Origin of the sequence: uncultured Xylophilus sp. (assembly GCA_913776965.1) — a bacterium.
GTDB lineage: Bacteria > Pseudomonadota > Gammaproteobacteria > Burkholderiales > Burkholderiaceae_C > Xylophilus.
In genome coordinates, this window is record CAJYQL010000066.1 from 20286 (window position 1) to 32032 (window position 11747).

Below are 11747 nucleotides of genomic sequence, written 5' to 3' on the forward strand. Positions count from 1 at the left end.
AGCCCTGCCGTGACCGAATCTTCCGCTCCCGTGCCAACCACCGACGACGAACGTGCCGCGCTGCATGCGCTGGCGTCCCGCGTCGGGCTGGCCACCAGCTACCACGACTTCTTCGGCGTGGACCGGGTGGTGCCCGACGACACCCTGCGCACCGCCCTGATGGCGATGGGCCTGCCGGCGGCCGATGCCGCGCAGGTCCGGTCCTCGCTCGCCGCCGAAGGCGCGGCCCGTTCCGAGCCGCTGCCGCCTGTCGTGGTGGTGCGCGAAGGGGCCGATGCCTACGGCGTGCGGCTGGCCGCCGGCATCCCGGATGGCCGCGCCTGGCGGCTGGTGCTGGAGGGCGGCACCGCCGAGACCCTCCACAACCACACCGGCGGCGACGGTCATCCCTACGTCGTGCTGCCCGCGCATCTGCCGGCCGGCTACCACCGGCTGGAAGCCGCGGACGACACCGCCTCCTACTGCACCGTGATCGCCACGCCGGCCCGCTGCTGGATGCCGGAGGCGCTGCAGGTCGGCGAACGCTGGTGGGGCCCGTGCGTGCAGCTGTACGCGCTGCGGTCGGCGCGCAACTGGGGCATCGGCGATTTCACCGACCTGCGCACCCTGATGCAGGCGATGGCGCTGCAGGGTGCGTCCTTCGTCGGGCTGAACCCGCTGCATGCGCTCTTCCCGCACCGGCCGGAGGTCGCCAGCCCCTACAGCCCGTCGAGCCGCAACGCGCTCAACCCGATCTACCTCGACGTGGAGGCGCTGCCGGAATTCCTCGAATGCGACGAGGCCCGCCGCTGGGTCGACAGCGAGGACTTCCAGCGCCGGCTGCAGCAGTTGCGCGCCGCCGAGATGGTCGATTACGCCCAGGTCGCCGCGGCCAAGACCGGCGTGCTGGAACTGCTGTGGAAGCACTTCCGCAGCCGACACCTGGTCGCCGCGTCGGATCGGGCGCGGGCCTTCACCGACTTCGTCTCTGCGCGCGGCGAGGGGCTGCGGGCGCATGCGCTGTTCGAAGCGCTGCAGGCGCACTTCTTCGCTGCCGACCCGACGGTCTGGGGCTGGCCGGCATGGCCGGCGGAATACCGCTCGCCCGACAGCCCGGCGGTGGCCGAATTCGTCCGCACCCACGAGGAGCGGGTCGGTTTCCATCTGTGGCTGCAGTGGCTGACCGACCAGCAGCTCGCCGCGGCCCAGCAGCGCGCCCGCGCCACCGGCATGGGCCTGGGGCTGTACTGCGACCTGGCAGTCGGGGTGAACGAGGGCGGCTCCGAGACCTGGACCGAGCCGTCCGCCTATGCGCTCGGCATGCACGTCGGCGCGCCGCCCGACGCGCTCAACGCGCTCGGCCAGAACTGGGGCCTGCCGCCGCTCAACCCGGCGCGGCTGCAGGCCGGCCGCTACCAGCCGTTCATCGAGACCCTGCGCGCCAACATGCGCCATGCCGGCGCACTGCGGCTCGACCATGTGATGGGGCTGATGCGGCTGTTCTGGATCTCGCCGACGGGCGGGTCCTACGTGTCCTATCCGCTCGACGACCTGCTCGGCATCCTGGCGCTGGAGAGCCATCGCCACCGCTGCATGGTGATCGGCGAGGATCTCGGCAACGTCGCACCCCGCATGCGCGAGGCGATGCACGAACGCGCGCTGCTGTCGTACCGCCCGCTGTTCTTCGAACGCGGCCACGACGGCAGCTTCCGCTCGCCGGAGGAATGGCCGGCCGAAGCGCTGGCCGTGGTCAGCACCCACGACCTGCCGACCCTGCGCGGCTTCTGGAGCGGCGAGGACATCGAGCTGCAGGCGCGCCTGCACCTCTACCCGAGCGAGCAGGTGCACGGCCAGCAGGTGATGGCCCGCTCGGCCGACCGCGCGCAGCTGCTGCTCGCGCTCGACCGCGAAGGCCTGCTGCCGCCGGGCACCACCGTACATCCGACCTCGCTGCCCGAGAGCACCCCGGCCTTCGCCGATGCGGTCTACGCCTTCCTGGCGCGCACCCCGTCGCTGCTGGTGGGCGTGCAGTTGGAGGATGTGACGCAGCAGCTGCTGCAGGTCAACGTGCCTGGCACCGGCGAGGACGTGTTCCCGAACTGGCGGCGCAAGCTGTCGCTCGAGGTGGAGGAGTTGGCGACCGATCCGCGCATGCTGTCGGTGGCGGCGGTGCTGCGGGCGCGGCGCAGCGGCCCGCGGCCGGAACGCCCGCTGATCGGGCCGGGCGAACTGCCGGGCCTCGAGACGGCGCAGATCCCGTCGTCCACCTACCGGATCCAGTTCCATGCCGACATGCGCTTCGAGCAGGCGACGGCGATCGTGCCCTACCTGCATGCGCTCGGCATCAGCCACCTCTACGCCTCGCCCTACCTGCGCGCCCGCGCCGGCAGCACGCACGGCTACGACATCGTCGACCACAACGCGCTGAACCCGGAAGTGGGCGACGAGGCCGATTTCGACCGGCTCTGCCGCGCACTGCGCCGCCACGGCATGCAGCAGATGCTCGACATCGTGCCGAACCACATGGGCGTGCTCGAGGCCGACAATGCCTGGTGGCTCGACGTGCTGGAGAACGGCCCGGCGGCGGTCCATGCGCCGTTCTTCGACATCGAGTGGAACCCGTCGGCGCCCGAGATGGCCGGCAAGGTGCTGCTGCCGGTGCTGGGCGACCACTACGGCCGGGTGCTGGAAGCCGGCGAACTGCAGCTGCGCTTCGAGCCCGAGGCGGGCGAGTTCTGGCTGCACTATTTCGACCACCGCTTCCCGATCGACCCGCGCGACTACGCCGCGATCCTGTCGGCCCTGCCGATGCCGGCCGCGCAGAACGAGGACCAGCGCGACGCGCAGGCGGCGGTGCAGTCGCTGATGCACGCCTTCGCGACGCTGCCGGCCCGCGACGATCTCTCGGCATCCGCACGCGAGGCCCGCGAGCGCGACCGGCCCCTGCACAAGCGCGCGCTGGCCCGGCTGGTGCGCAAGCAGCCCTGGTTCGAGCCGTGGGTGCAGGCCTGCGTCAAGCAGCTCAACGGCAGCGCTGACCAGCCGGCGAGCGTCGATGCGCTCGACGCACTGGTGCGCCGGCAGGCCTACCGGCTCGCCTACTGGCGGGTGGCGGGCGACGACATCAACTACCGCCGCTTCTTCGACGTGAACACCCTGGCCGGGGTGCGGCAGGAGCTGGACGAGGTGTTCGAGGCGACGCACCGCCGCATCCTGCGCTGGCTGCAGGACGGCCGGATCGCCGCGCTGCGGATCGACCATCCGGACGGGCTGTCGGACCCGCGCGGGTATTTCGAGCGTCTGCAGGGCCGCTTCGCCTCGCTCGCCGACATCGACGGCCATGCGCGCCGGGCGCTGTACCTGGTCGTCGAGAAGATCCTCGACTACGACGAGGAGTTGCCGCCCGAATGGCCGGTGCACGGCGGCACCGGCTACCGGTTCTCCGGGCTGGTCAACAGCGTGTTCGTGGAGACGGCCAACGAGGCGGCGTTCGATGCGCTGTACGGCACCTTCACCGGCGAGCGCGACGGCTTCGACGACATCGTGTTCGACGCCAAGCTGCATGTGATCGACCATGCGCTGTCGAGCGAGCTCGGCTGGCTGACCGAGGCGCTCTACCGCATCACCCGCGCCGACCGGCGCACCTGCGACTTCACCCGCAACCGCCTGCGCGATGCGCTGGCGGTGGTGGCTGCCTGCTTCCCGGTCTACCGTACCTACATCCGCGCGCAGGACACGGCGGTGCGGCCGGCCGACCGCGCAGTGATCGACCACGCCGCCGACTGCGCCAAGGCGCGCAGCGAGGGCGAGGAGGTCACGGTGATCGACCACCTGCGCGGCCTGCTGCTGGACGCCTGCACGATCGAGGATGCGGACCGCCGCGCGGCGGTGATGCGCTTCGTCGCCCGCTGGCAGCAGTTCACCGCGCCGGTCATGGCCAAGGCGATGGAGGACACCGCCTTCTACCGCTACAACCGGCTGGTGTCGCTGAACGACGTGGGCGGGGACCCGCAGCGTTTCGGCATCACCGCGGCGGACTTCCACGCCGCCAACGCCCACGACATGGCGACGCGGCCCCACTGGCTGCTCGGCACCTCGACCCACGACAGCAAGCGCTCGGAGGACGTGCGCACCCGGATCGACGTGCTGTCGGAAATCCCGGCCGAGTGGGAGGCCGCGATCGGCCGCTGGCATGCGCTCGCCGCGCCGCTGCGCCGGCCGGTGGACGGCGAGCCCGCCCCGGACCGCAACGACGAGTACCTGTTCTGGCAGACGCTGGTCGGCGTATGGCCGCTGGCCGCGCCCGATGCCGGGGAGTGCGACACGTTGCGCGAGCGGCTGCAGGCCTACATGCTGAAGGCGATCCGCGAGGCCAAGCGGCACACCAGCTGGTTGGATAACCGCGCCGACTACGAGAATGCGGTGGCCGGCTTCATCGACGGCCTGTTCGACCCGGTGCGCGGCGCGGCGCTGCTGCAGGACATCCAGGCTTTCGTGGACGGCATCGCGCCCTTCGGCTGCGCCAACAGCCTGTCGCTGGTGGCCCTGAAGCTGACCTCGCCGGGCGTGCCGGACATCTACCACGGCTGCGAGCATTGGAACTTCAGCCTGGTCGATCCGGACAACCGCCGGCCGGTGGATTTCGACCGGCTCTCGGACATGCTCGCGCAGCTCCAGCAACTCTATGCGGACGGTCCGCCGTCCGACGCCGACTGGGCCGCACTGCTCGCCACGCCCGAGAACGGGCGCGTCAAGCAGCTGGTCACCTGGCGTCTGCTGCAGCTGCGGCAGGCGCGGCCGGAAGTATTCGCCCAGGGCGACTACCGTCCGGTGCAGCCGACCGGTGCCCGGGCCCACCAGCTGGTCGCCTTCACCCGTACCGGCGATGCCGGCAGCGTGGTCACCGTCGCCGCACGGCTGCTGCGCTCGGCCACCGCGACGCTGCCGGCCGACGCGGCCGCACGGCGGGCGCTCTGGCAGGACACCGCGGTCGCGTTGCCCTCCGGCGGGGACTGGGTGGACTGGATCACCGGCCGTCCAGTGGCGCTGGCGGCCGACGGCGGGGTGGACGTTGCCGGCGTGCTGGCCAGGCTGCCGGTCGCGGTGCTGGTGCCCGCATCCTGGATGATGCGGGGATGAGTCTGAAAATCCTATTCGCCACCCCCGAATATGCGCCCTGGGTCAAGACCGGCGGCCTGGGCGACGTGAGCGGCGCACTGCCGCCGGCGCTGGCCGCCCTCGGCCACGAGGTCCTGGTCCTGGTGCCGGCTTACGAAGCCCTGTTCGCCGATCTGAGCGAGCGCACGCCGGTGCTGGCCCTGCCGGCACGCGACGGCTGGCCGGCAGCGCAGCTGAGCACCGCACGGCAGCCGGGCGGCGTCACGCTGCTGCTGCTCGAATGCCCGGAGCTGTACGGCCAGCCGGGCGGCCCCTACCTCGATGCCCAAGGCCGCGACCATCCGCACAACGCGCGGCGCTTCGCCTTCCTGTCCCATGTCGCGGCGCTGCTTTCGTCCGACCGTTCGCCGTGGACCGGCTGGCAGCCAGACATCCTGCACTGCCACGACTGGACCTGCGGCCTGGCGCCGTTCTACTTGCACCTGGCCCGGCGCGACGGCGCCACGACGGCCGCGAGCGTGATGACGATCCACAACCTCGCGTTCCAGGGGCTGTTTCCGCTGCACGAGGCGGGCGCGCTCGGCATTCCGCCCGCGTGGCAGGGCGTGGACGGCGTGGAGTACTGGGGCCAGCTGTCGATGCTGAAGGCCGGGCTACTGTTCTGCGACGCGATCACCACCGTCAGCCCGACCTATGCGCGCGAGATCCGTACCGAAGCGCTCGGCATGGGCCTGCACGGCGTGCTGCAGGCCCGGGCCGACCGGCTGCACGGCATCCTCAACGGAGTGGATACCTCCATCTGGAACCCGGCGACCGACGCGCTGCTGCCGCACCGCTTCCGTCCCGACGCGCTCTGGGGCAAGGCCGTCTGCAAGGGTGCACTGCAGCGCGAATGCGGGCTGGCCGAGCGGCCGGACGCGCTGCTGCTGGCGCTGGTCGGCCGGCTGACCGCGCAGAAGGGCATCGACCTGGTGGTCGCGGCCCTGCCGTGGATCGTGGCGCAGGGCGCGCAGCTGGTGGTGCTGGGGCAGGGCGATGCGCCCTTGCAGGACGCCCTGCGGGCCGCCGCCGCCGCCCATCCGCGGCAGGTGCATGTGCATGTCGGTTTCAGCGAACTGCAGGCACACCGGATCGAGGCCGGCGCCGACGCTTTTCTGATGCCGTCGCGCTACGAGCCGTGCGGGCTCAACCAGATGTACAGCCAGCTCTACGGCACGCCGCCGCTGGTGCATGCGACCGGCGGCCTGGCCGATTCGGTGGTGGACCTAGCCGCAGGCGCGGACCGGGCAACCGGCGTGGTGATCGACGACGCGACGCCTGCGGCGCTGGTGGACGGACTGGAGCGGCTGCAGGCCGCCTTCCGCGATCCGCCGCTCTGGCGGGCACTGCAGCGAAACGGCATGGCGAGCGGCTTCGGCTGGCAGGACAGTGCGCGCGCTTATGACGCGGTGTTCGCACCGCTGGCGGCGGCTCGCCGTGCGAAGGCACAGCCGGCCTGACGCGCGTCATCCCACCGGCGTCCCACAGGTCCGGGGCGCCATCGCTGACAGGGCTGTAGCGTAGGGGCCACTACGGTCGAAAGATGCGTCGCGATGCCATCCCCGATCTCGTTTCCTCCGATCCGTGTGGTGTCGCACAGCACGCCTGGCAGGCCGCAACGGCCTGCAGCGACGATATCGCGACGGGCGACACGGCCCGACGCTGGCGCTGGCTGGCCGACACCACCGGCCGCGACGTGGTGGTCGGCAAGTTGCTCGAATCGCACCTCGACGCGCTGTCCATCCTGAATGAGGTGCTGGGCGCGGATGCCGGGCAGGAGCTGCGCGCACGCGTCCTGCCGGTCGACGGACTGTGGGGCGTATGGGCGTCGGAAGGTCCTGCCGGCGCCGCTGTGCGTGTCCAGACCCATACGGCGGATGGCACGGTCCTGCTGAGTGGCCGCAAGTGCTGGTGCTCGGGCGCGGCCGATGTCGGTGCTGCGCTCGTCACGGCACGCGATGCGGACGATCGCTCGCAGTTGTTCGCCGTGGCGATGGCGCAGCCGGCGGTCACCGTCACCGAAGAAGGCTGGTCGGCAGTGGGCATGGCCGGCACCCGCAGCGTGGATGTGCTGTTCGACGGCGCGGTCGCGGTGCCGATTGGCGCGCCGGGCGCCTATCTGGAGCGCCACGGCTTTTGGCACGGCGCGGCAGGTGTTGCGGCCTGCTGGCACGGTGCGGCTACGGCGATCGCGGCGCCGCTGCGCGACCGGGTCGCGCAGCGCGGTGCGGAGGCCGACGGCCTGCTGGCTGCCCACTTGGGCGCTGTGGATTGTGCACTGGCCGGATCGGCCTGTACCTTGCGGGCGGCCGCGGAAGCGGTCGATGGTCATCGGGCGGGCGGCACGGCATTCGGTCGCCGCGAGGCGCTGCGCGTGCGTGGCATCGTCGAACACGCCGCTGCGACGGTGATCGACCGGGTCGGCCGTGCGCTCGGCGCCGGGCCGCTGTGCCGCGATGCGGCGCATGCACGGCGGGTCGCCGACCTGTCGGTATTTCTGCGGCAGAGCCATGCCGAATGGGATCTGGCGGTGCTGGGCCGACTCGGCGCCGCGGTGGAAGGAGACACTGCATGGATGCTCTGATCGCGCTGCACAAGCCGCGCATGGGCCGTACGGCGGCACCCGCCTCGGCGGCGCGCGCCACCGATGGCACGGGTCCCTCGGCCTGCCCGGCCCAACGGATCACGCCGGAGCAACTGGTACCGGCCGGCAGCCGGGTCGTGGTGGTGGCGCCGCATCCGGACGACGAGGTGCTGGCCCTGGGGGGCACGTTGGCCCGTCTGGCACGGCGCGGCCATGCGATCACCGTCTGCGCCGTGACCGACGGCGAAGGCAGCCACCCGCAGTCCGCGCACTGGACGCCCGATGCTTTGCGGCATACGCGGCCTCACGAAACCGAGGAAGCGCTCGCCCGGCTGGGCATCCGGGCCGAGACGATCCGCCTCGGCCTGCCCGACGGAGGCGTGCCGGCGCACGAGAAGACGCTGGCCTTGCGGCTGCCGCTGCGCCCGGACGACACGGTCTTCGTGCCCTGGCGCTTCGACGGCCATCCCGACCACGAAGCCTGCGCCCGCGCCACGCTCGCGGCCTGCCGCACCGTCGGCGCACGCTGTATCGAATTTCCGGTCTGGGCGCTGGTACCCGACCACGCGGCCCACGGGCGTCTGCGCCACCGGCGCCTGCTGCGGATTGTCGTGCCGCCGGATTTGCTGGCGGCCAAGGCGCACGCCACCCAGGCTTTCGCCAGCCAGGTCACGGCCGACGGCGCCACGCCGCCGGTGCTGATGCCGCCGGCCCTGCAGGCCTGGAGCGGCCGCGAAGAATGGGCGATGGCCTGATGTCGATGCCTGCGCCGTTCGCGAGTGCCGACCATTTCGATGCGCTGCACCGCGACAGCGCCGATCCCTGGGGTGTCCATGCGCGCTGGTACGAACGCCGCAAGCGCGACCTGCTGCTGGCTGCCTTGCCGCGCGCCCGCTACGGACAGATCTACGAGCCGGGCTGTTCGGTCGGCGGCAACACGCTGGCCCTCGCGGTACGCTGCGACCGACTGGTCGCCTCCGACGCCAGCCGGGCCGCGATCGACCGCGCGGCCTCGGCCCTCGCCGGTTTCGACAACGTGGAACTGCTGCATGGCCGCTTCCCAGCGCTGTGGCCGACGACGCCGAGCGACCTCGTCGTCGTGGCAGAGCTGGCCTACTACCTGCCGAACGAAGACTTCCAGCGCTTCCTCGCGACGGTGGCCGACCACCTGCAGCCGGGCGGCCAGCTCCTGATGTGCCACTGGCGCGGCCGGATCGGCGATGCCGCGACCAGCGGCGACGCAGTGCATACCGAGGCCCGGCAGGTAGTGCCGCTTGCGCATGTCGGCGGCTGGCAGGACGAGGACATGCGGATCGACGTCTGGCAGCGCGGCGGCCAGACCTCGGTCGCCACCACCGGCGGCGCGCAGGAGCGCCTGGCTCCTGCGGTCGAGAGCGCACCGTGATCGGCGTCTGCATCCCTGCCCACGACGAAGCCGAGCACATCGGCGCCTGCCTCGACGCGGTCCTGCGGGCCGCGGTCGAGGTGATCGACGAACCGGTGCAGGTCGTGGTCGTGGCCGACGCCTGTACCGACGGCACCGCTGCGCTCGCCCGCGCACGCGGCTGCGACGTGGTGGAGATTGGGGCGCGCTGCGTCGGCGCAGCGCGGTCGGCGGGCATCGAACACCTGATCGCGCTCGGTGCGCGCTGGCTGTGCTGCACCGATGCCGACAGCCGGGTGCCGCCGCACTGGATCAATGCGCAACTCGCCTGCGGCAGCGACGCGGTCTGCGGGACGATCGGGGTGGACGACTGGCACGAGCATCCGCCCCGGGTGGCCGAGGCGTTCCGCTCGCACTACCAGAACCGGGACGGGCACCGCCACATCCACGGCGCGAACTTCGGGGTGTCGCGCGACGCCTACCGCCGCGCAGGCGGCTTCGCGCAGATCGTGGCGCACGAGGACGTGCGGCTGGTCGAGGCGCTGCTGGCGCAGGAAGCGCATGTCGCGTGGGTCTGCGATCCGCGGGTGCTCACCAGCGCACGCCGCGTCGCCCGGGCGCCGGAAGGCTTCGCTGCGTGGTTGAACGCACGCGGTATGGCCGCGGTCCCGGCGGTCTGACACCGGGGCCGCGCGGCCGGCACAAGCCGCTGAAGCGTCAGTCGACCTTGGCGCCAGACGCCTTCACCACGCTGCGGTACTTGGCCAGTTCGGCGCGCATGAAGGCGTCGAACTCGTCGGGCGTGGTCGGCACCGGTTCGGCCATCAGGCCGGCGAAGCGGCTGCGGGTTTCCGGCGCGTTGAGCGCCGCGACGAAGGCCTGGTTGAGCCGGGCGACGACGTCGCGCGGTGTCTGCGCCGGCGCGACCAGGCCCCACCAGGTGTCGATCGCGAAGCCCTTGAGCGTGTCGGCGACCGGCGGCGCGTCGGGCAGTGCCGGGCTGCGGCCGGCGGTGGTGACGGCCAGCGCCTTCAGCTTGCCCGAGCGGATGTTCGGTGCGGCGGTCGCGAGGTTGTCGAAATTGAAATCGACCTGGCCCGACAGCAGCGCGAGCTGCGCCGGGTTGCCGCCGTTGTACGGGATGTGCACCGCGAAGATGCCGGCCTGCGCCTTGAACATCTCGCCGGCCAGGTGGCCCGCGCTGCCGTTGCCGCCGCTGCCGTAGTTCAGCTTGCCCGGGTTCTTCTTGCCGTAGGCGATCAGGTCGGCCACGCTGTGGATCTGCAGGCGCTGCGCGGTGTCGGCGTTCATCACCAGCACGTTGGGCACCCGCACCATCTGCGTGATGCCGGAGAAGTCGCGTGCGGCGTCGTACGGCATGCGGGTGTAGAGCCACGGGTTGACCGCATGCGTGGCGGTCGCGGCGATGCCGATGGTCAGCCCGTCGGGCGCCGCCTTGGCCACCGCGTCGGCGCCGATGTTGCCGCCGGCGCCCGGCTTGTTGTCGATGATGACGGTACCGAGGGTGGACGACACCCGCTCGGCGAGCACGCGCGCGGTGACGTCGATCGGGCCGCCCGGCGCATAGGGCACCACCAGCCGGATCGGCCGGCCGGCGGCCGGTTGCGCGAAGGCGGGTGCGGCCAGGGCAGCGGCAGCGGTGGAGAGGAGCAGGCGGCGTCGTTGCATGGTGTCTCGTTATCGGAAAAAGGAAAAGGGGCGGGCAGCGCGGCGGTCAGCCGCCGTGCTTGTCGGCTTCGCTGGTGAAGGCGTCGGCGAAGAATTCCTCGTCGGGCAGGCCGCGCTGCGCGGTGTAGGCGGCGCGGGCCGAGTCCACCACGATCGGCGCACCGCAGGCATAGACCTGATGGCCCGACAGGTCGGCGACATCGTCGAGCACGGCCTGGTGGACGAAGCCGGTGCGGCCGGTCCAGCCGTCCTCCGGCAACGCGTTGGAGACGACCGGCACGTACTGTAGATGCGGCATCTCCGCCGCCTTCTGCAGCATCCAGTCGTGCAGGTACAGGTCGGCCGGGCGGCGGCCGCCCCAGTACACCGCGACCGGCCGGGTGCTGGCCTTGAACTGCAGCTGCTCGATCAGCGCCTTGATCGGCGCGAAGCCGGTGCCCGAGGCGAGCAGCACGATCGGCTTGGTCGATTCCTCGCGCAGGTAGAAGCTGCCGAACGGGCCTTCGCAGCGCAGGATGTCCTTCTCCTTCATCGCACCGAAGACGTGGTCGGTGAACTTGCCGCCCGGCATGTGGCGGATGTGCAGTTCGGCCCGCGGCCCGCTCTCGGCCAGGGTGTGCGGAGCGCTGGCCATGGAATACGCGCGGCGGCTGCCGTCGCGCAGGATGAACTCGATGTACTGGCCGGCGTGGTAGCGCAGCTGCTCGGTGGCCGGCAGTTGCAGCCGCACCAGCATCACGTCGGCCGACTTCTTCTCCAGTGCCTGCACCCGCACCGGGAAGCGCTTGACCGGAAAGCCGCTTTCGTCGGTCACCTGGCGCGATTCGAGCAGCACGTCGCTCTGCGCCTCGGCGCGGCAGGTGAGCACGAAACCGTCGGCTTCTTCCGCTGCCGAGAGCGCCTTGTGCTGGTGCTCGCCATGGACCACGGAGCCGCTGAGCTTCTTGCACTTGC

Annotated in this window: 8 protein-coding genes; 6 read left to right on the top strand and 2 right to left on the bottom strand. The window is 71.7% G+C overall.

Annotation, left to right across the window (positions count from 1 at the left end):
- Positions 1-9 precede the first annotated feature (9 nt).
- The 6 genes from QZ500_RS10410 to QZ500_RS10435 all read left to right on the top strand — a co-directional run bounded on the left by QZ500_RS10410 (position 10) and on the right by QZ500_RS10435 (position 9784).
- Positions 10-5118 carry a malto-oligosyltrehalose synthase gene (locus QZ500_RS10410; protein WP_295854796.1) on the top strand — a complete coding sequence of 1703 codons (5109 nt, stop codon included), beginning with the start codon at positions 10-12 and terminating at the stop codon, positions 5116-5118.
- Positions 5115-6596 carry a glycogen synthase GlgA gene (gene glgA, locus QZ500_RS10415; RefSeq protein WP_295854797.1) on the top strand — a complete coding sequence of 494 codons (1482 nt, stop codon included), beginning with the start codon at positions 5115-5117 and terminating at the stop codon, positions 6594-6596. The genes QZ500_RS10410 and glgA overlap by 4 nt, the downstream gene beginning before the upstream one ends.
- Before the next feature lie 83 nt (positions 6597-6679).
- The gene (locus tag QZ500_RS10420; protein WP_295854799.1) at positions 6680-7720 is read left to right on the top strand and encodes an acyl-CoA dehydrogenase family protein; all 1041 of its coding nucleotides are present in this window, start codon (positions 6680-6682) and stop codon (positions 7718-7720) included.
- Positions 7708-8475 carry a PIG-L deacetylase family protein gene (locus QZ500_RS10425; protein WP_295854802.1) on the top strand — a complete coding sequence of 256 codons (768 nt, stop codon included), beginning with the start codon at positions 7708-7710 and terminating at the stop codon, positions 8473-8475. The genes QZ500_RS10420 and QZ500_RS10425 overlap by 13 nt, the downstream gene beginning before the upstream one ends.
- The gene (locus QZ500_RS10430) at positions 8475-9125 is read left to right on the top strand and encodes a class I SAM-dependent methyltransferase (RefSeq protein WP_295854804.1); all 651 of its coding nucleotides are present in this window, start codon (positions 8475-8477) and stop codon (positions 9123-9125) included. Before QZ500_RS10425 ends, QZ500_RS10430 begins: the two co-directional genes overlap by 1 nt.
- Positions 9122-9784 carry a glycosyltransferase gene (locus QZ500_RS10435; protein ID WP_295854806.1) on the top strand — a complete coding sequence of 221 codons (663 nt, stop codon included), beginning with the start codon at positions 9122-9124 and terminating at the stop codon, positions 9782-9784. Before QZ500_RS10430 ends, QZ500_RS10435 begins: the two co-directional genes overlap by 4 nt.
- A 37-nt stretch (positions 9785-9821) precedes the next feature.
- Here QZ500_RS10435 and QZ500_RS10440 read toward each other — a convergent pair whose 3' ends face one another.
- Both QZ500_RS10440 and QZ500_RS10445 read right to left on the bottom strand, forming a co-directional pair.
- Positions 9822-10793 carry a tripartite tricarboxylate transporter substrate binding protein gene (locus QZ500_RS10440; RefSeq protein ID WP_295854810.1) on the bottom strand — a complete coding sequence of 324 codons (972 nt, stop codon included), beginning with the start codon at positions 10791-10793 and terminating at the stop codon, positions 9822-9824.
- A gap of 46 nt (positions 10794-10839) precedes the next feature.
- Positions 10840-11747, bottom strand: a 908-nt coding sequence (locus tag QZ500_RS10445; protein WP_295854812.1) for a CDP-6-deoxy-delta-3,4-glucoseen reductase, incomplete at its 5' end; no start/stop codon positions are given.